Origin of the sequence: Bacillus marasmi, from assembly GCF_902168435.1 — a bacterium.
GTDB lineage: Bacteria > Bacillota > Bacilli > Bacillales > Cytobacillaceae > Bacillus_BU > Bacillus_BU marasmi.
This window is the reverse complement of sequence record NZ_LR656178.1, coordinates 101577-121782: the sequence shown is the minus strand read 5'-3', so window position 1 is coordinate 121782 and position 20206 is coordinate 101577. Positions and strand designations below refer to the sequence as shown.

Annotated in this window: 17 protein-coding genes and 1 other annotated feature; of the genes, 8 read left to right on the top strand and 9 right to left on the bottom strand. The window is 37.7% G+C overall.

All coding sequences use genetic code 11. The features are described 5' to 3' along the window. Nucleotides 1–633 precede the first annotated feature (633 nt). From ilvA to FXW34_RS18630, 3 genes are all read left to right on the top strand, one after another. Complete coding sequence (gene ilvA, locus FXW34_RS18640; RefSeq protein ID WP_147535565.1) at nt 634–1836, top strand: threonine ammonia-lyase; 1203 nt, start codon at nt 634–636, stop codon at nt 1834–1836. A 148-nt stretch (nt 1837–1984) separates the two neighbouring features. Further along, complete coding sequence (locus FXW34_RS18635; RefSeq protein ID WP_147535564.1) at nt 1985–2632, top strand: glycoside hydrolase domain-containing protein; 648 nt, start codon at nt 1985–1987, stop codon at nt 2630–2632. Nucleotides 2633–2784: 152 nt separating this feature from the next. Then, nucleotides 2785–3576 (top strand): HAD family hydrolase, encoded by a 792-nt coding sequence (locus FXW34_RS18630; RefSeq protein ID WP_147535563.1) that lies wholly within the window; start codon nt 2785–2787, stop codon nt 3574–3576. Nucleotides 3577–3632: 56 nt separating this feature from the next. Here FXW34_RS18630 and FXW34_RS18625 read toward each other — a convergent pair whose 3' ends face one another. The 3 genes from FXW34_RS18625 to FXW34_RS18615 form a co-directional block, all read right to left on the bottom strand. Then, entirely contained in the window at nt 3633–4409 is a 777-nt protein-coding gene (locus FXW34_RS18625; RefSeq protein ID WP_147535562.1) for an enoyl-CoA hydratase/isomerase family protein, read from the bottom strand. Between the two features lie 222 nt (nt 4410–4631). Next, the gene (locus tag FXW34_RS18620; protein WP_147535561.1) at nt 4632–5243 is read right to left on the bottom strand and encodes an enoyl-CoA hydratase/isomerase family protein; all 612 of its coding nucleotides are present in this window, start codon (nt 5241–5243) and stop codon (nt 4632–4634) included. Nucleotides 5244–5437: 194 nt separating this feature from the next. Then, a complete protein-coding gene (locus FXW34_RS18615; protein ID WP_147535560.1) occupies nt 5438–7510 on the bottom strand; it encodes a bifunctional 2',3'-cyclic-nucleotide 2'-phosphodiesterase/3'-nucleotidase in 2073 nt (690 codons plus the stop codon). 225 nt (nt 7511–7735) lie between these two features. Here FXW34_RS18615 and FXW34_RS18610 point away from each other — a divergent pair, with 225 nt between their 5' ends. After that, nucleotides 7736–8191 carry a DUF1284 domain-containing protein gene (locus FXW34_RS18610; protein ID WP_147535559.1) on the top strand — a complete coding sequence of 152 codons (456 nt, stop codon included), beginning with the start codon at nt 7736–7738 and terminating at the stop codon, nt 8189–8191. A gap of 515 nt (nt 8192–8706) precedes the next feature. Here FXW34_RS18610 and FXW34_RS18605 read toward each other — a convergent pair. The 5 genes from FXW34_RS18605 to FXW34_RS18585 all read right to left on the bottom strand — a co-directional run bounded on the left by FXW34_RS18605 (nt 8707) and on the right by FXW34_RS18585 (nt 14309). After that, nucleotides 8707–9954, bottom strand: coding sequence for a glutamate-5-semialdehyde dehydrogenase (locus FXW34_RS18605; RefSeq protein ID WP_147535558.1), 1248 nt, complete (start codon nt 9952–9954; stop codon nt 8707–8709). 15 nt (nt 9955–9969) lie between these two features. After that, nucleotides 9970–11061: a glutamate 5-kinase gene (gene proB / locus FXW34_RS18600; protein WP_147535557.1), complete on the bottom strand. Its 1092-nt coding sequence runs from the start codon at nt 11059–11061 to the stop codon at nt 9970–9972. 110 nt (nt 11062–11171) lie between these two features. Next, nucleotides 11172–11388: a binding site (T-box leader), on the bottom strand. Nucleotides 11389–11435: 47 nt separating this feature from the next. After that, nucleotides 11436–12797, bottom strand: a complete 1362-nt coding sequence (locus tag FXW34_RS18595; protein ID WP_147535556.1) for an aspartate kinase — start codon at nt 12795–12797, stop codon at nt 11436–11438. A 240-nt stretch (nt 12798–13037) separates the two neighbouring features. Further along, nucleotides 13038–13472 (bottom strand): hypothetical protein, encoded by a 435-nt coding sequence (locus FXW34_RS18590; RefSeq protein WP_147535555.1) that lies wholly within the window; start codon nt 13470–13472, stop codon nt 13038–13040. Between the two features lie 204 nt (nt 13473–13676). Next, nucleotides 13677–14309: an NAD(P)-binding protein gene (locus tag FXW34_RS18585; protein WP_147535554.1), complete on the bottom strand. Its 633-nt coding sequence runs from the start codon at nt 14307–14309 to the stop codon at nt 13677–13679. A 117-nt stretch (nt 14310–14426) separates the two neighbouring features. Between FXW34_RS18585 and FXW34_RS18580 the strand changes: the two genes are divergently transcribed. The 4 genes from FXW34_RS18580 (at nt 14427) to FXW34_RS18565 (ending at nt 18714) form a co-directional block, all read left to right on the top strand. Continuing rightward, nucleotides 14427–15524 (top strand): AbrB family transcriptional regulator, encoded by a 1098-nt coding sequence (locus FXW34_RS18580; RefSeq protein WP_147535553.1) that lies wholly within the window; start codon nt 14427–14429, stop codon nt 15522–15524. Between the two features lie 263 nt (nt 15525–15787). Beyond that, nucleotides 15788–17011 (top strand): MerR family transcriptional regulator, encoded by a 1224-nt coding sequence (locus FXW34_RS18575; RefSeq protein ID WP_147535552.1) that lies wholly within the window; start codon nt 15788–15790, stop codon nt 17009–17011. Nucleotides 17012–17100: 89 nt separating this feature from the next. After that, nucleotides 17101–17628, top strand: a complete 528-nt coding sequence (locus FXW34_RS18570) for a MerR family transcriptional regulator (protein WP_147535551.1) — start codon at nt 17101–17103, stop codon at nt 17626–17628. A 150-nt stretch (nt 17629–17778) separates the two neighbouring features. Further along, a complete protein-coding gene (locus FXW34_RS18565) occupies nt 17779–18714 on the top strand; it encodes a polysaccharide deacetylase family protein (protein WP_147535550.1) in 936 nt (311 codons plus the stop codon). Between the two features lie 153 nt (nt 18715–18867). On the opposite strand, the gene purT is transcribed toward FXW34_RS18565, so the two are convergent. After that, nucleotides 18868–20046, bottom strand: coding sequence for a formate-dependent phosphoribosylglycinamide formyltransferase (gene purT, locus FXW34_RS18560; RefSeq protein WP_147535549.1), 1179 nt, complete (start codon nt 20044–20046; stop codon nt 18868–18870). Nucleotides 20047–20206 lie beyond the last annotated feature (160 nt).

Below are 20206 nucleotides of genomic sequence, written 5' to 3'. Positions count from 1 at the left end.
GAATATGCCATCGTTTTCATCTCCTTGGAAGGGTAGTAATATTGGAAGTTCTGTGATAGGTTCTTCCATTTTACAATGAAAACGGTGGCCTTTTTCTATTTATTTGACCTATTTACTATACTAGGCATAAGACTAGCCGGCTAGAAGGTTGCCTTTTACCTTCTGGACGGATTGGCTTATGCCCCCGAGCCCCTAGCCGCTGGAGCTAGACAAATCGAAAAGCGTAAGCGGCTTGCCCAGGGGCGACAGGCATAAGACGAGCCGGCTAGAAGGTTGGCTTTTACCTTCTGGACGGATTGGCTTATGCCCCCGAGCCCCTAGCCGCTGGAGCTAGACAAATCGAAAAGCGTAAGCGGCTTGCCCAGGGGCGACAGGCATAAGACGAGCCGGCTAGAAGGTTGGCTTTTACCTTCTGGACGGATTGGCTTATGCCCCCGAGCCCCTAGCCGCTGGAGCTAGACAAATCGAAAAGCGTAAGCGGCTTGCCCAGGGGTGACAATCGAAAAGCGTAAGCGCACGGGTAATGACGTTCTATCCCAATATTGAATATGCCTCCTCCCCCTTTGTATCCTAATCCTGTTAAAGAATAAACAGATTGGGAAAGTTAACAATATTAGGGAGGAGGCATTTTTCATGATTTGTTTAGAAGATATTTATTCTGCACGTGAAAAAATGAGAGGAATGATCCATCAAACCCCTCTTGAGTATTCAAAAACATTTAGCAAGCTCGCAAAAAATGAAGTTTATTTAAAACTTGAAAATTTGCAAAAAACGGGTTCTTTTAAGGTTAGAGGTTCCTTTACCAAAATGCTCTCTTTAAGGAAGACTGAAGTCGAAAAAGGAGTAATCGCAGCATCCGCCGGAAATCATGCGCAAGGTGTAGCCTTTTCCAGTCATTTACTAAATATTCCTTGTACCATTGTCATGCCAAAGGGTGCTCCGATAAGTAAACTTCTTGCAACAAGACAATATGGTGCAGAGGTTGAATTGCATGGTTCTGTCTTTGATGAAGCGCTGAATTATGCACTTGAGTTAAAACAACAAACAGGAGCTGCCTTCGTCCATCCGTTTGATGATCAGTATGTGATTGCTGGGCAAGGAACGGTTGGTCTGGAAATATTGGAGCAATTACCTGATGTTGAAGCGGTTATCTGTCCAATTGGTGGCGGTGGTTTAATTGCTGGTTTAGCGATGGCGATAAAGGAGCAAAAACCTAACGTTAAAATTTACGGTATCGAAGCACTCGCCTGTCCAAGTATGAAACAATCGGTACAATCAAATAAAGTCATAACTGTTGATTCAATGCCAACCATGGCTGATGGAATTGCCGTAAAAAAACCTGGTGAACTCCCCTTTCAAATTGTCCAAAAATACGTGGATAATATTTTTTGTGTGGATGAAATGGAAATTGCCCGAACCATGCTCATGATGCTAGAGCGAAGCAAATTACTTGTGGAGGGCTCGGGTGCTTGTTCGTTAGCATCTTTGCTGTATCATAAAATCCCGATAGAAGGAAAGAAAACCGTTGCCCTTATTAGCGGTGGCAATGTTGATGTTAGCTTTATTTCAAGAATCATTGAACGAGGAATGGTGGAGGCTGGACGCTTTGTCCACTTCAGCTTATTCTTGAAGGACAAACCAGGTGAACTGGAGAAACTTCTAGGGAATATTACCAATCTAGAGGCAAATGTGTTAAATCTTTCACTAGAGCATATAGGTGAAAAAATATTTCCAGGATTCGCAATGCTCCATTTATCTTTAGAAACTAAAAACCAACATCATGTTGAATTTATTTTTCAGGACTTAACAAAAAAAGGTTATGAAATTCAGCATTGATATTTTGGTTACCCTGTTTCATTATTTTGCATGAAGAGTTAGTTCATAAAAAGACGTACTCTCCCCCTTTTTCCTATTTCGAGTATTCATTAGTTAAGTGAATCATATATTGTACGATTAAGGCTTTATCTCGAAAGGGGAGAATGGTTTGAATCATATTTGGGGAGTTGATTCAGCTCAAGCGGTCAATCAAGAATTATATGATTGTGTCCTAAATAATTTTGGGAAACCAGCCTACTGGGGTCGTTATTTAGTCACTGTACCCAATGCCGCTGAAGGATTAACACGATCTGAAATCCAACTGATTAGAAATAGCGGCACAAAGGTGATGCCGATTTATAGTAATTTTAGAAGTGCTACAGGCGAGCGGCAAGCTCGAACAGTTGCTAACAACATGATTTATCAAGCAAGGCGTCTTGGCGTACCACGCGGGAAAATACTTTTCGCCAATATCGAGCGGTATTTCGCAGTCGATGCTGCCTGGATAACCTCGTATATTAATACGATGCGTAATAGTGATTACATGGCCGGGATATATTTTGACCCTCTGGAAAAGAACTTTCAACAAGGCTACTGTGCCGCAGTTGCTGAGAATAATGCCCTCGCCAACCAGGTGATTCTGTGGAGTGCTCGTCCAGAAGCGGGAGTCTCTAAAGCTGGTAATCCTCCTCGTTTTCGGCCGACAAAGCCAAACTGCCAAGCAAACGTGTGGGGCTGGCAATATGGGCGTGATGCAAAGGAGTGTCCCATCGACACAAATTTAATTAACCAAAGGCTTTTTGATCTACTGTGGTAAAACAATATTCATACGCAAAATAAAGGAGGCTACCAGCCAATAGGTAGCCTTTTTCATGCTAATTCGCTAATACAAACCAAATCAATGTTTAAATGTGCTATTCTGATAATATTAAGCCTTTCAATTTTTAACCAAACATAAGGAGTTTCATAATGCCAGATTATCAAATTTTATTCTTAGATATTGATGGGACAATTCTTCGTCCAGACCATTCGATCGAGGCTTCTACCAAAATAGCAATAACGGAAATGAAGCGAAAAGGAATTGAGGTTGTCTTAGCAACAGGAAGACCACTCCACGAGCTGCAGGAATTAGCGACAGAACTAGAGGTTAACTCATTTATTTCCTACAACGGCTCTTATGCAGTTTATAACGGCCAGGAAGTCTTTAAAAAACATATTGATTCGACTGTAATAGAAAATTATATAGCCATTGCATCACAACATCATCATGATTTGATCCTTTACAGTAGTACGGAAAATATACTAGTTAACCCTAAATCTCGTAAAACTCATGATTTTTTAAAGCATTTTTTATTTACTAAAAATAAACCCTTCACGAACAATGATGTAAATGAAATCTTCTCCGCAACATTGATTACGAATCACCACGGTGAAAGAGAGCATTACCCAACAGATAATGGTGTTATATTATCCCCGATCAATGTTGATGGGATGAGTCATTCCTTTGACTTGCTTGTGGCAGATATTAATAAAGGGATTGCTGTAAAAGCAATGCTAAAGGCTTTAAACATTCCTGCTAAGTCTGCGATTGCCTTTGGTGATGGCTTAAATGATAAAGAGATGCTCGCCTTGGTTGGAGAAGGTGTTGCGATGGGTAACAGTAATCCTGGACTTTTTCAATATGCCAATTTTACTACAACTGATGTTTATCACTCTGGTATTTATAATGGTTTAAAACAATTAGGTTTGTTGCCATCGTAAACAACAAAAAAGAAGGAGTACGCAGCTCCTTCCTTTTTAATAAATAAATTTATCTATTAATTTCCAGAAAACTGTGGTTTGCGTTTTTCAAAATATGAGCGAACTGCCTCTTTATGGTCCTCTGTTTGCAACAAAACGGTTTGCACCATATTTTCATTCATAAGGGCGACATCCAAATTACTAGATCTGGCCCGATTTAACAAGTGCTTTACATACTTGTTGCTAAGCGGTGGTCCATTCAAAATGAACTGCGCAAAATCTACAGCCTCTTCATAAAGCGAGCCATCTACAAGCCGATTGATAATTCCTTGCTGGTAAGCCTCGTCTGCTGAAATAATCTTTCCTGATGAGATCCATTCTTTTGCTAATGACAGAGGCAAGTAGTCTACTAAATTCTTGGTTAATCCTAAATCTGGAATAAGACCTAAACTAGAAAAGCTTAGGGAAAACTTTGCAGACCTGTCTGCGATGATAAAATCAGAAGCAAGAGCGATTCCAAACCCTGCACCAGTTGCATATCCTTGAATAGCTGCAATAACATATTTATCTAAATCGACGATTGTTTTTGCGAGTGAAGCTGTCATTTCAATCCATTTAGAGGTTTCACTTGCATTTTCTAACGCCATTAAGACCTCTAAATCCGCCCCACCGCAAAAACTTTTCCCTTCACCAGAAAGGATTATGACTTTAATTTCCGGGTCCTCTTCTGCTACTCTTAAAGCTTCTACTACCCTAACCACTAGATCTTCCGTAAGAGAGTTTTGCTTTTCAGGTCGATTCAGGATGATATGTCCTATTTGCCCATCTACTTTGTATATTACCGGACTTGACATTTGATCTCACCCTTTCTGGATTCGATATAATTTCACACAAATCTTAATAAAGAGTAACTCATTCGACTTATGTCATGACGATTTATATACAAATTAGATTCTATGATTTACATCAAGATTCCTGTCCTATATCACAATAATTTCTGACAACTTTATGTCAGATATTCCCACTATCAATACGTTCACTACTATTTAATTGTGATTGAACTTAATAATATAGTTTTATATGACACCTTTTAAGGCAAGTTTTCCGGCCCAGTCCTTTGAGACTGATAATAATTCAGTTGTAGAAACAATTTCATCTACAATATGCAATTCTAGTGCTATTTCTGCACCGAAAACTACACGATGCGTTACAAGTTCCTTTACCCTCTCCTGACTTAGTACTCGTTCCATTCTCTTGGTTCTACTTCCTTGCTGTTTTGTTTCATCCATTACAGGGAATGCGAATGTAGCTTGATTCGTACAAATACAATAATCACAGGCTAAAGCTAATTCCAAGCCGCTATCTAAGGCTAATCCATTAACCGCAGCAACAACTGGCTTAGACACTCTTTCAATTCTTGTTAAAGCAGCTCTGGCGATGGTTGTTAATTCGTGTATACTGAAAGGCTTTAAATGTTGCATTTGTATTAAATCCCTTCCTGCAACAAAAGCTTTTTCCCCTCCACCAGTAATGACTATTCCAGAGACTTCATTGCAAGCTTCTAGTTCATCAATCATAGAAAGCAATTCATGATATATTTGTCTATTTAAAGTGTTTAGGGGTGGGCGATTAATGCTGATTATTGCAATGTTATTATCAATGTCTGCTCTGATAAATTGATAGCCCATATTCCTACCTCCTGTTCTTCTCAATTATGTTTTAAATATTCTTGTTTTTCAGAATTGTCAGTAACTATTATACTACAAATTGACCTTGAAAAATTTGTATAAATACAGCGACTTTCTACAAGATTCGATAGAAGAATGATGAAGCTTGACAATAAATAAACAGGATAACTCGCATTGAGTCATCCTGTTTTTATTTAGTCTTTTCCTAAATCTAATTTATAGATTCCGTAACCTTGTTCATCAATTTGTTTTGTAAATGATATTCTGCTTCCTGCTTTGATATAATTCTTACCTTTAGGTGAAGTTGTAAAGCTAATTTTGACCCGGTTATTAATTGGGGCAATTGACCAGTTTTGATCGACCGTAGGTACTATTTCAATAAAATGAACGATATACTTCATTAATATTTGACGATTTTCAGCTACTGCATCTAATACGACCTCACTTCCACCAACCCCTGGGAAATTCCCTCCTCCACTTGCACGATAGTTATTTGTTACAACAATAAATTCCTGATTGGGATCCACTAGTTTATTGTTATAAGTTAAGTTAATGACACGATTAGAAGCGGGATTGATCAACTTCCCAGTAATATCATATTTAGGGGGCTTAGTAACATCAAATTGGTATAGAACGCCGTCCATCACATCAAAATTAAATGCTGGATAATTTGGATTTAATAGACCTTGAACCTCTTTATTTAGCGGATCAATCGTATTAAATTGTCCTGCAGACATTTCTAGCCATTCCTTAATTACAGCCCCATTCACTTTGATTGCCTGTAAAGTATTATCATATGCATATAAATCACCAGTACTTCTTATCGATAAATTTCCTTTCTTAATTTCAGTATAATCTTCAAAACCATTTCTGCCTGCTTTAAAAGGAGCACTTACTGACAATATGGGTAAATGTTGATATTCCGGTTTAATCTTTTTTATGTATTTTTCAACGTACCATTTTTGTGCATTTGTCACCACTTGAATCGAGGGATCGTCCTGAACTAACGCAAAATAACTTTGGATGTCGTCACTTGTTTTGCCAATAGGTGTATTAATATATTGTACCGTCGCTTTATGGTCACCTAATACCGCTTTAACGATTTCTTCATCCGGCTGAACTATACTCGAATAATTCATACTCCCCGCAGCGGAATCCTTATTTTCCATCCATATTTCACGTGTATAGGATTGTGAATCAACAACCATCCATTTACCGTTTACTTTATTTAGTTCTAAATCGATAATACCAAGTGATCCACCACCGAATCCAGCTTGTACTGCTGGTACACCGTTTATTGTTCCTTTGCGGTTATCAATGCCTGGTAATGGTTGTTTATCTGGACCCAGTAAGGATCCATCTAACGCGGTTGCTGCTTTTGCCGGAAAAAGCTTATGTGTATGCGAAAATGCAATAGCATCTATACCGGGGATTGTGCTCAGCGGATATACTGCATTCTCAGAATCATCGATTGTTGGCTTAAAGCCAGTATGAGCAAGTGCAATTACAAGATCTACATCTTTCTTTTGTATTTCGGGAATAAACTTCCTGGCTGTCTCTACAATATCTTTCACAATCACTTTGCCGTTAAGATTTGCTTTATCCCAGACCATTGCTTGTGGTGGCATAAATCCAATAAAACCTATTTTCAAGTTATGCTTTTTACCAGTTTCATCAGTAAATTTTTTCTTTAAGATTTTATAAGGCTTAAACATGTTTTTATCATTTTCTGGATTCATATCATGATCATCATAGTATACATTTGCATTGATATATGGAAAATTTGCATCGTTGTAGGCTTCCTTAAGGAAGTCGACACCAAAATTAAATTCATGATTGCCTAATGTTGCTATATCATAGCCCATTAAATTCATAGCTTTAAAAACTGGATGAATTTCACCTGGTTTTAGGATGTCATATTTCGCTTTAAATGCAGCTAGCTGAGTGCCTTGAATTAAGTCGCCATTATCAACCAATAGGCTGTTTTTCACTTCTTTTCTGGCATTCTTCACTAAAGTGGCCGTTTTTGCCAATCCAACTTTATGAAACTCAGCATCTTTATTGTAATCGTAGCTTAATATATGAGCATGCACGTCCGTCGTTTGCATAATGCGCAATCTTAATAATGAAGGTATTGTTCGCTGATTTTGAATCGTAGCAATGACCTCCTTTGCAGCTACATGATTTATTCCAAAAATACCGGCACTTAAAAGCAAACTTAAGGCGAGAGTAGCAGATAATAGTATTTTATGACAAGACGTTTCCACGAAAATCTCTCCTTATGTTTTATCATGATATTGCAATCTTATCGGGGTTCACTGGGGTAATGGTCATTTGATGTCAATATTGTTTCCATTTTATTGGAATAATACCAAAAAATTTTTGATGTAAGACAATGGATTTAAAATCACTATTTTCTGGAAGTGGTAAATATGTTAACCTAATAATTATACAAGTTTACGTTACTTGATTAATATGTTAAGAGAATGGCGGTGGCACGATTGTATTTAAGAGGACATCATCTTTTATGTGTTCAAGGCTTTAGAGGAATGGGTTATAGTGAAAGCTTCGTAGAAACAATGAAAGAGATAGTTTCTGAGCTGCGCGATGAGAAGTCTGATTTTCCGATTACAGTCGTTGCAGGCTTTGATAATGTGTGCATGGCCTGTCCAAATCGTGGTGATCGAATATGTGAAGCTAATATTGGCTCACAAAAGCATGTATTGTCAATGGATCTAAAGGTCATTAAACATTTAGGATTAATAATCGGAAAAAATTATCCAAAATCAAAACTAATGAAATTAGTTGCCAGCAAAGTTGAGGCGAATGATTTAGATTATCTTTGTAAAGGCTGCTCTTGGCTACAGTATGGAGTATGCAAACAAGGTATCGCGGAGCTGAAGGAGAAACATATTGGGGAGCTAGATCAAAATTGGAAAATAGGCTAAATAAAGAGGCTGGGACATAAGTATTTCAGCTAAACAAAAAACCGAACTATCATGCGAAATTCTAACTTAGAATTTCCTAATAGTTCGATTTTTTTATTCCTATTTACTATAGAGCTACCCTGAAATAAATGTGGATTGGATTACACATTGAGTGCAATAGTTTTTGCTTGAGGGTCTGTTAACCCGAATGTTGATTTCCTTGTGTTTGAAAATAAGTGGAAGAATTACGCTTATATTGGAAAAGACCCATATTTCCCTTATAATAACGGGAGTTTTTCAACTTATTTCCTAAAAATCAATTGATTTTGTCTTTTATGGAGTAGTTAAGCGGAAAATCTACTCTTATTTCAGCTCATTTAACCCACTTTACATACAATAAAGGGAAATTCTACTCTTATTTAGATTCTCATACCTACATGAAAATCAACACTGAACTTTAATTTAGTCCTCCATAAAAAATCATACGGTTTTAATAGCGAACGATTTAGTTCTGTCCCAGCTTCTTTCAAGTTCTGTTAGCCTCGAACTTGGCCATTTCCGTAAACATAAAATTTGCTTGAAGTTAAAGCTGGTAGCCCCATAGGTCCACGTGCGTGAAGCTTTTGCGTACTAATTCCAATTTCTGCACCATAACCGAATTCAAATCCATCAGTGAAGCGAGTTGAAGCGTTATGATAAACAGCTGCTGCATCCACTTTGGTTAAAAACATATCTGCACTAGCTTGGTTTTCAGTAATGATAGCTTCTGAATGACGCGTACCATATTGATTAATGTGTGTAATCGCAGCTTCCACTCCGTTAACTACCTTCACACTTACCTTTAACGCTAAATATTCAGTAGCCCAATCTTCTTCTGTTGCCATTTTAGCGGCTGGGTATTTTGCGCAAACCTTTTCATCACCATATATTTCTACCGAATGTTTTTCAAGGGATGTTAAGAGTTTCTCTCCATTTTTATTAAACCAATTTTCTTGGATTAGGATGGTTTCAATTGCGTTACAAACTGATGGTCGCTGTGTTTTTCCGTTAATTGCAATTGATTCTGCCATCTCAACATCTGCTGTTTCATCGATAAAAATATGACAGTTTCCAGCACCTGTTTCCAATACAGGAACAGAAGCTTCACGTACAACGGTATCGATTAGATTTTTTCCACCACGTGGAATTAATACATCTAAATACTCATTTAAATGAAACAATTCATTCGCTGTTTCATGACTCGTGTCTTCAATTAATTGTACTGCCGTTAATGGCAAATCGGTTTTTTCCAAAGCGCGATGAATCGATTGAACCAATGCGATGTTTGAAAAGCGTGCAGATGAGCTACCTCTTAAAATGACAGCGTTCCCGGTTTTTAAAGACAATGTTGCGGCATCAATCGTAACATTCGGTCTAGCTTCATAAATCATTCCGATCACACCAATAGGTACTCGACGCTTTTTGATCACTAATCCATTGTCTTTTTCAATCGATTCAAGCGTTTCACCTACAGGATCCTCTAGCTTCACGAGCAAACCAATTGCTTCAGCCATGTCTGAAATTCTTTTATCATTAAGTAGGATACGGTCTAGTACAGAGTCATTTAAGCCCTTTTTCTTACCTTGCTCTATATCTTTTTGATTCTCGGCAATTAGATATTCCTGATCAACTAAGAGTTGCTCTGCAATTTTTGTTAGTGCGTGATTTTTTTGCTCAGTTGATACTCCAATTAATGCAAAACTAGCCTTTTTTGCCAATGCCCCTTTTTGTTTTACTTCACTCACTTTAATTCCTCCCCTTTATACTTTTACCCATTTATCACGATGAATGACGGCAACAGCTGTACAATTCTCAAGCTCGCCAGTTCGTTTCCCCATCATTTTTGAAAGTTCTTCGTTTGAAAATAAAACTTCCCCTTTACCAAGTAGTCCAGAAGGTCCATAGACCTCAACCACTTCGCCTTTTTCAAAAGAACCTTCAACATGATATATTCCTGCAGGCAATAAACTTTTTCCGTTGAAAAGGAGAGCATCTTCAGCACCTTGGTCTACGTAGATTTGACCTGAAACTGCTGAATGAAGAGCTATCCATTGTTTATTACTGTTGACAGTCTGGAGTTCATCACTGCCGATGTATGTGCCATCGCCATTTCCCTCTAGAATATCTACCAATTTTAATTCTCCCTGACCATGCCCTATAAATACGCGAACGCCTAGAGATAAAGCTGTTTTTGCTGCTATCAATTTAGATAACATTCCACCAGTACCAACACTAGATCCAGCACCTCCAGCAACAGCAAGCATATCATCAGTTACTTCGTTAAGAAAATCAAATTTTTTCGCGTTTGGATTTGAACGTGGATTATCATCATATAGCCCATTAATATCAGTTAAGATGATCAATTGCTCGGCATGTACCAAACCGCTTACTAGCGCGGAAAGCATATCATTATCCCCAAAGGTCAGTTCTTCAACTGAAACGGTATCATTCTCATTAATGATTGGCACAATGCCCCTTTCCAAAAGCTCGGTTAATGTAGAATAAGCATTGCGGTACCGATCCCTTTTCGAAAAATCATTACGAGTTAACAAAATTTGCGCAGGAATAATTTCGAAATTGCTTAAATATTCCATATATGATTGAATCAATAAGGTTTGTCCTACTGCTGCTGCAGCCTGTTTTCCTTTCAGCGTTACAGGTCTTGATGGGTAACCTAGCTTTGTAAATCCCGCCGCAACTGCCCCTGACGAAACAAGGACAATCTCATGTCCGTCTGCTCTTAATTTTGCAAGAGCCTGAATATGGTCTGTAAATTTTTCGTAATCAATTTCACCCTTGGAATTGGTTAACGAACTACTACCGATTTTAACTACAACCCGCTTCTTTTCCATTTATAAATCCCCCAAAATCGAAAAGCGTAAGGTGTGTGTCGGTGACTTGCACACCTTACAATCTAAATTTTACACATATTTCCTCATAATAAAAAGCCCTTTCCTCCTATAATAAGGACGAAAAGGGCTTAACTTCCGTGGTACCACCTTGATTGGATGTTATTAGACATCCCACTTGAACTGATAACGCCAGTTTGCGCCTATGCTTTTCACACAGGACTCCAAAGGTAGGTTCTGCGGTTTCCTGTGGCGGGTCTTCCAGCTTTTAAACGCCGCTCTCTGTCACAGAATGTATCACGCATACTAGTCCTTTATCAACGTTCTATAATTTGAATCTATTATGGCAGAACTCTTTTCATAAAGTCAAGCAAGTCTTATACGGGTACAGCTACGAAAAACTCTTCATACAACGCTTGAACCGCACGTTTCTCAAGTTCTTCTTTAACTGCAAACATCATGCTAACCTCTGAAGAGCCTTGGTTAATCATTTCAATATTAACTTGAGCGTTAGCTAACGCTTTTGCTGCACGAGCAGTTGTACCCACGTTATGACGCATTCCTTCACCTACAACCATGATTAAGGCTAAATCATGTTCGATTTTTACCTCATCAGCATGAAGTTCATTGTAAATTCGCTCAACGATTTTCTTTTCTGCTTCTTCGGTCATTTGCTTTTGGCTAAGGATAATCGAAATATCATCAATACCTGATGGAATATGCTCATATGAGAAACCAAAATCCTCTAAAATTTGTAGGAGTTTACGACCAAACCCGATCTCACGGTTCATTAAATACTTGCTGACATAAATACTACAAAAACCACCATCGCTGGCAATCCCGACAACCGGACCAGTAGAACCGTTACGTTTATTTACAATGAGCGTCCCTGGTGCCGTTGGGTTATTTGTATTCCTTACATTTACTGGAATGCCAGCTCTAAATGCAGGAAGGAGCGCTTCTTCATGAAACACAGAAAAACCTCCATATGACAGTTCACGCATCTCGCGGTAAGTCATTTCTTTAATGTCTTTAGGATTTTTTACAATATTAGGATTAACGCAATAAACCGCATCCACATCGGTAAAGTTTTCGTATACATCTGCTTTCACCGCATTGGCTAAAATCGAACCAGTAATATCTGAACCACTTCGGGAGAATGTTAGTACTTGACCGAACTCATTATACCCGAAGAAGCCTGGGAAAATAACAATGCCAGAGCGTTCTCGTAATGAATGCAAGCGCTCGTAAGATTCCGGAAGTGTTTGTGCATTACCTGGCTCATTGCTGACTAAAAGACCAGCATCTTTTGGATTTACATAGGAAGCATCTACTCCCTTATGCTGGAATACAGCCGCAACTAGCTTTGCGTTGTTATCTTCACCGCTTGCTTTAATCGCATCAAGGTAACGTTCTGGTGAACTTTGATCACCCTTGAGCAATGTTAATAAGTCTTCTTTAATCGTATTTATTATATCTGAAGGAACACCTAAGTCATCAGCAATAATAGAATATCTTTCTACAATTTTATTAACTAATTCATCTGCCTCGCCATGCAACATATAACGCTCGGCACATTCAATTAAAAGGTCAGTTACTTTAATATCGTCTGAAAAACGTTTACCAGGCGCAGATACAACAACAATCTTACGCTCCGGATCACTTGTAACGATATTAAAGACCTTTTCAACTTGTTCACCAGATGCTAATGATGAACCCCCAAATTTCACAACTTTCATAGTAACAACCCCTGCTCATATAATGTCTATGTCAAATTTATTTATTATTATCACCTTTTATTCCAAAAGAATCAAGCATTTTCTTCTCGGTGTGAACAAATGTTTTTTTAGGGAGGACTAAATTCTCTGAAATAATCAAAAAAAAGCTAGGTCAGCTATTATGCTGCACCTAACCTGTATTTATCAGGATATAAGAATAATATTAATAAAAAATTATCTTAAAATAAAGGAAAATTTTTATTAACTTAAATGACCTGGGTTTTCTTGAATAACACGATTAAGTTCTCTTATATCAGCCTCATGCTGAATTGATCTGGCTGAGAGTAAATCGATGGTCTTTTGATTCATATTCATCGACGATAATCGCCTTATTTCTTTAGTAATAAATGACTCTAAATGCTGATACTGTACGATGATACTACTGATCTTCTTTTCCTTCCGAGCATGATCATGCTCTAGCTTGTCTAGACTTCTCGACATTACTTCATAGCTATTCTCGATAGCATCCAATCGTAAACCGATATCACTCATCGCAGTTTCCAATTTTTCATACCGCTCTTTTGTGTCCGCTCTAAACTCATCTACATCCTTTCGAAGTTTGCAAACAGTTTGATGAACCTCTGCAAACTCTTCCTTGAGCACATCGCGCAATAATGATTTCATTTCTTCGTTCATTCTATCTCCTCCAATTTTCATAATTGATGATATATGTGGAAGTCTTAAAGATGATAAATGAATGAAAGCGTTTTTATTATTTGCGAATATGAAAAACGTGAATAGTATTAAGAATTCGAATATACTTTATTTTACCATTAACAAGTAAATATGTAACAATCTTCACGAAATAGTCAAATTGCTATCAGCAAATGACCGTCACTCCTAAATAGGCAGTTGTATGTTTCTTTCTATTAATAAATTTTGAAAATCTGCCAAGCGCTGTCTGCTATCTAAAAATGATTGGCTGACGATTTCTGTAAGTAATTCTCTCCTCGTTTCCATATCTTCCACATACTCTAAAATCAGGCGTCGAGCCTCCGCTAAAAAATCTAAATATTCAATATATCGGTCGTCAAATTCATTCGAAAACCTTCTTGATATCTTTTTTGCAAGTACTGGACTAGCTCCAGATGTTGATGTCGCAATCGTGAGCTTGCCTCGTTTTACGATTGCTGGAAAATGAACATCGGATTGCTGCTGCTGATCAAGTAAACACACTAGTTGGTTATTAGAGGCATAGTCCTTTACAAGACGATTAACCGTTGCATTATTTGTTGCGGCAATAATCATAAATGCATCAACAATATCCTCTTGAGAAAATGTTTTCTGCTTCCAAACAAACAAAGATTTTTCCAGCATCCCCTGTAAGCCAACTGTTAGGTCAGGGCTAACCACCTCAAGGAATGCCCCGGCAGTACATAATGAACGAACTTTTCGCTCTGCCATTTTGCCTCCACCAACAATCACAATTCTTTTTCCTGATAAACGGATATTTAAAGGATAGAAACTATTCATAAAACCACAACCATTCTACATTTATCAAATTGATACTATTATATAACATTTACTTACAGATTTCGTCGCTTATGATAGACTGAACATTGGAGAGATTAGGAGGATTTATAAACATTTATGAATATTTATGCATTTAGCTCAAAATCAAACATTGTCCAATTTATTCTTACATTATTTACAGCATTACTCGGAGGTACCGTTTTTTCAGTATTACATATTCCGGTTCCATGGCTGCTGGGTCCGATGGTCTTTATATTAATTTTCTCGAAGCTTTTTAACATTTCCTTTTATTGGCCGGGGATCATCCGTGATACCGGATTAATCATACTTGGTTACTCTATCGGTCTTTCTTTTACAAAAGCGGTTTTAACAACAATCACAATGCAATTACCTGTTATGTTTTTATTTACGACAATAACGTTAATCATATGTACTTTGCTGGCTTTTGTAGTAGCTAAGATATCCGGGCTTAACTTCCCAACCATCTTAACAGGAAGTATTCCAGGCGGATTAACACAAATGGTTTATTTTGCTCAAGAAACAAAGGGAATTGATGTTACAATAGTGACATTTTTACAGGTCATACGCTTATTTGTAATTATTTTCTCTGTCCCATTACTTGTTTTTAGTCCTTTGTATGGCGGAGATACATCAGTTCCACTACAGCTTGGTTCACAATCATCAAGTTATAGCTTGAACGATTCATATTTGGAACTAATTATCTATGGTATTACTGTTGTTTTGTTTGCGCTCTTTGGGAAAAAAATCAATGCTCCAACTCCCTTTCTCCTTGGTCCGATTATTGGAACGATATGCTTAAACTTAACGGGTTTGCAGGGTCCTGAGTTACCACCTGTGATTATTGATGGATCTCAACTTATGATTAGTGTATTCTTTGGTTTATTGTTAAATCTGGATAAGTTAAAAAATAACCGGAATATATTATGGCTCTCATTGGTAAGCGGTATGATTTTGGTTAGTGCAACTATTTTGTTAAGCTATATCCTCGGTATGATCTATCATACTTCTAATGTAACTGCATTTTTAAGTTTAGCACCAGGCGGAATGGACCAAATGGGGATTATCGCGCACGAGGTTAAAGCTGACTTATCCTTTGTTGCAGGATTTCAAATGTTTCGCTTATTGTTTATTTATTTTGCCATACCTCCCCTGCTAAAATGGTTTTTTCAACGTATTAATAAACCTGAAAATTAAAGCGCTTAAAGCTTCTATATAAGATAGAAGCCTTAAGCGCTTTTTCGCATTTATGCAAACAGGATTCAAACGCTACACCGACATACTTCAACAATTCTGCGCTTTTTCCAAGCTGGTGGAGAATGAAGTCTTGTTTTGAGAAGTTTTGTCAAGAGGCAGGAATATCACGTAGGTGATGCTGAATACTATTTTAAAGCAATTCACAGACAGGTAAAAAAAGTCGTTAATAGACTATTAATCATATAGGAAGGGATGACATAAACATGAATAGTCCTAACATTAAAACATATACCATTCAAGAAATATCCAAGCTCCTTAGTATACCAGTAGGAACAATCAAACGTTGGGAGAAGGATTTAGATGGCTTACTAATCATCCCTCGTACGAAACAAGGTGCTCGATATTACACTAATTTAGAGCTTGCCAAGTTAATTAAGGTAAAGAATTTACGAGAAAATAACACTAGTGTAGAAAAAATCAAGGCCATTTTATCTGAACAGGAACAGCATAAGCGGGAACAAGCCCAAAAAACAAGCAAACCAAAAGCTAATGCAAACTCTGGAATAACGACAGAGATTCAAAAATTAAAGTCAGAAGAACCACACCCAACTTCTCAACCTGAAACAACAACTGAGCTTACGCAAAGGGACGTCGAATACGAAACAAATGTAATCACTAAGCCCATTGCCCATGAGATTCAACAGAATCAAGCTCTCCCAAATTTAGAAGAATTCTTCAACGTTATGGAAGCCTATAAACAAAACTTATTAAGTGAGGTTAAGGCTGAAATTCGCAATGGCATTCGAAAGGAGGTCATTGATGAAGTGAAAAAGGAAATTTCGAAGGGGTCCATGCAAACGGTTAAAACTCTATCAAACTCCATTTACAAATTAAGTGAAAATACTAAGTCAGATATACAAGACCTCACCACTATCATTAATGAAACAAATGAAAATACAACTGAAAACATTGTTACTTTATCTCATATTATTACCGCAACCTCAGAGAATACGACAGAATCAATCGAAGCCTTATCCAGTCAATTAAACGCCACCGCTGAAAACACCACTGATAACCTTGTTACATTATCGCATTTCATTACTACAACTGCTGAACACACATCAGAGTCTATTGATGACCTATCGAGAAGAATAGCCGTTTCAACGGAAAATACAAATGATACAATCGTTTCTTTATCGGAAAACTTTGCAAAGGCGACAAAAAATGCAAATGATACGTTTCGTTCCCTTTCCAATTCCATCTCGAATGTCACTAGCTCAACCCAACATGAACTAAGCAATTTAGTAGAAGCCATTAATAAAGATCGGGAGTTGTATTTAGAAACGCTTCACGAGGAGCGGATGAATTTTAAACATGAAATTCGCACACGTGAAGCAATGTTCCAGGACATGGTTGCTAGCTTCCGAACGACAGCAGTAGCAAAAGAATTAAAAGAAACTAAGAAATGGTGGAAATTTTGGGTATAACTTATTTGATCATTTCTGTAGGTAAGCTGTTTGGTGGATATTTTAATCAAGCTTGCTGAAAATAGTTGATAATAAAGGAGGAGCTTATTTTGAACACAAGTGAAGTTGCAAAATTGTTAGGTGTCTCTGTAAGCACGATCAAACGATGGGTGAAGCAGTTAGGACTGCAATTAGAACGTAATGAACGCGGTCACTATCAGTTTAATGACGAAGCAATCGATTATTTAAAATTCATCCAAGGTCAGATCAACAGTGGTATCCTACTTCACGAAATCGCTCCTTTACCAGAAAAAACGCCCCGAACTGGGACGATTAAAGCACCACAACAAAATGACAAGGTTATTTCAGACATAGTATCAAAAATCGAAAGCTTGGAACAAAAAATTAATCAAAAAGCAGATTCTGTTGCTACTTACCAGCTTTTACAGCATCGTCGCGAAATTGAAGATCTCCAAGAGCTTATTACCTCGTTAACTAGCCAAATCGAGGAATTAGAGGAGGAATTGTCAGACCTAAAAAAGAAAACATTAATGGAGCTGCCACTTGTTTTGGATCATCAACAGCCCGTGAAAACTGGAAAAAAGAAGAATATTTTCAGCAGCATTTTTGGATTTTAGCCAGCTTATAGCTGGCTTTTTGTTTATCTATTAAAATAAACTCGAATTCTCCCGAAAAATGTTAAAAATAACTGGAATATTATTAACATTTTGTTAAAATGAGTATGAGCAGATTAGTTGGTTATTTTTAACAGCAAGGGGTTATCGAGTATGTTTCTTAATAATAAACAAAATATCACTATGATTCCATTATTTATATTTGTTTTATGGCTTGTATATATGAATAGTTTACGATTTTACGAGAACAGCAACTGGACCATACCAAACGAAATATTTGAATTCTCTCGTACAACAAGGGCGGTAGCTACGGTTGCCTTAACGGAACTTCCTGAAAAGCAAACTGGACTTAAACCGCTAGACACCGTATATACTATAAAAACTGCTGCTGGTATTGTTTCTGATACTGGACAGAATACAGTAAACTCTCAATTAAATAGTTCAAATCAAACTGGTAATCTCTCAAATTCTGGTCATGCGGGGGCTCTTCCAGCGAAAAAAACGGTTTATTTAACCTTCGATGATGGACCAAAACCATTTTCTCCAGAAATCCTTTCTATTCTCTCCCAATATGGAGCGAAGGCTACTTTTTTTATGATTGATGGAAACATTAGGTCATATCCTGATGCAGCAAGACAAATGGTTGCTTCCGGCCATACGGTTGCCTCTCATGGTGTATCACATCGAACGGATATATTTTACCAATCATCGCAAACGGTTATTTCTGAAATGGAACAAACACGGAATACAATTAAAGAAGTGACGGGAACGGACTCCATCTTAATTCGTACACCATATGGTAGTGCGCCGTATATGACCGATGAATATAAGCAAGCAGTAGTAACACAAGGCCTACAAATGTGGGATTGGAATATTGATAGTAAAGACTGGTATTATCGCGATCAGCGCCTTGTAGATACTGTTATCTCCCAAATTGAAGCTAGAATGAATTCAACTGCACCAATCGTGATTTTACTTCACGAACAACAGGAAACATTGGCTCAATTACCTGCACTTTTGCAATATTTAACATCTCAGCAATTCGACCTTCAGCCAATAAATCCAAGCATCCCACCGGTACAATTCTAATTCGTAATGTACTTAAATGCTCGAAATACCCAACGTTAAAAAGCAAGGAATGGATATATTTCAAACCATTCCTTGCTTTTTTAGTAGATTCATATAAATTACAGCCGTTCGAAAATCATCTGAATATCACTAACCTAATTAGAGTTTTTGTGGTTAGTTGTATATTACCTTCATTTTTGCAACTGCTTCTTCCGCCCGCTCCCTAGCTAGCTCGACTGTTTCCGCAGCATTTAGCGCCACGGCCATTCGACGACCTACCTTTGTCTCTGGCTTCCCAAACACGCGCACTTGAGTATTTGGAATGGAATAGCTTTCCTCGATACCAGTGATTTGGTATGTTTTGCTTTCTTCCCATGCTTTTAAAGTGCGGCTTGCACCAGGAGACAATAGTTTAATCTCAGGAATCGGATAGCCTAATATCGCTCGCACATGCAGCGCAAATTCTGATAAATCTTGAGTAACTAAAGTAACCATTCCAGTATCATGTGGGCGTGGTGATACTTCACTGAAATAGACGCGGTCAGGTGCTAGGAATAATTCCACACCAAATAATCCGTAGCCTCCTAAAGAATCGGTAATTTTCTTCGCAATATCCTCTGCTTCAGCAATTTGTGCTTCACTCATGAAATGTGGCTGCCAAGACTCGATGTAATCTCCATCCTTTTGGATATGGCCTATTGGCGCACAATATGTAGTGCCAGAAACTGATCTAACTGTGAGTAGTGTGATTTCTGAATCAAAGTGAATAAATTCCTCAACGATTACTCTTGTTTTCTTACCTCTTCCGCTTGCCATTGCCTCATTCCAGGAATTTTCGACATCATCAAGCGTACGACATACTGTTTGCCCTTTACCAGAAGAACTCATGACTGGCTTAATTACGCATGGAGTCCCAATTTTTTGAACAGCAGCTTTTAATTCCTCAAGCGTATTCGCAAATTCATAATTTGCCGTTGGTAAACCTAGAGTTTCACTAGCAAGTCGCCGAATCCCTTCGCGGTCCATTGTTAAGTTCGCAGCGGTTGCGGTTGGAACAACACGATAGCCTTCTTTTTCAAGCTGTATTAATGTTTCAGTTGCGATAGCTTCGATTTCTGGAACGATAAAATCCGGTTTTTCAGTTTCAATCACTTTTCTCAATTCTGCTCCGTCCAACATGTCAATGCTATAGGAACGGTGCGCTACTTGCATTGCTGGAGCGTTTTCATATCGATCAACCGCAATCGTTTCGATTCCTAAGCGCTGCGCTTCAATAATTACCTCTTTTCCTAGTTCACCTGATCCAAGTAGCATCATTTTTTTTGAGTATTCACTATATGGTGCACCAACCATGTAAAGCCCTCCCTAATTGTCTGTTATTTGATTAATATAACTTACATTTCTGAATGTTTCAAGAATGAATCTGTTGTAAAATCCGAATGAAAAAACAATGATCTTGAGATATAATTCGTATTTCGAAATACTAATAAACGAGAATAGAGACTTTGTATAT

What these genes read in the sequence shown, in the direction of transcription:
- ilvA (WP_147535565.1), top strand. Translation starts at nt 634, where the DNA reads ATGATTTGTTTAGAAGATATTTATTCTGCACGTGAAAAAATGAGAGGA.
- FXW34_RS18630 (WP_147535563.1), top strand. Translation starts at nt 2,785, where the DNA reads ATGCCAGATTATCAAATTTTATTCTTAGATATTGATGGGACAATTCTT.
- FXW34_RS18625 (WP_147535562.1), bottom strand. Translation starts at nt 4,409, where the DNA reads ATGTCAAGTCCGGTAATATACAAAGTAGATGGGCAAATAGGACATATC.
- FXW34_RS18620 (WP_147535561.1), bottom strand. Translation starts at nt 5,243, where the DNA reads ATGGGCTATCAATTTATCAGAGCAGACATTGATAATAACATTGCAATA.
- proB (WP_147535557.1), bottom strand. Translation starts at nt 11,061, where the DNA reads ATGGAAAAGAAGCGGGTTGTAGTTAAAATCGGTAGTAGTTCGTTAACC.
- FXW34_RS18595 (WP_147535556.1), bottom strand. Translation starts at nt 12,797, where the DNA reads ATGAAAGTTGTGAAATTTGGGGGTTCATCATTAGCATCTGGTGAACAA.
- FXW34_RS18590 (WP_147535555.1), bottom strand. Translation starts at nt 13,472, where the DNA reads ATGAACGAAGAAATGAAATCATTATTGCGCGATGTGCTCAAGGAAGAG.
- FXW34_RS18585 (WP_147535554.1), bottom strand. Translation starts at nt 14,309, where the DNA reads ATGAATAGTTTCTATCCTTTAAATATCCGTTTATCAGGAAAAAGAATT.
- FXW34_RS18580 (WP_147535553.1), top strand. Translation starts at nt 14,427, where the DNA reads ATGAATATTTATGCATTTAGCTCAAAATCAAACATTGTCCAATTTATT.
- FXW34_RS18575 (WP_147535552.1), top strand. Translation starts at nt 15,788, where the DNA reads ATGAATAGTCCTAACATTAAAACATATACCATTCAAGAAATATCCAAG.
- FXW34_RS18565 (WP_147535550.1), top strand. Translation starts at nt 17,779, where the DNA reads ATGTTTCTTAATAATAAACAAAATATCACTATGATTCCATTATTTATA.
- purT (WP_147535549.1), bottom strand. Translation starts at nt 20,046, where the DNA reads ATGGTTGGTGCACCATATAGTGAATACTCAAAAAAAATGATGCTACTT.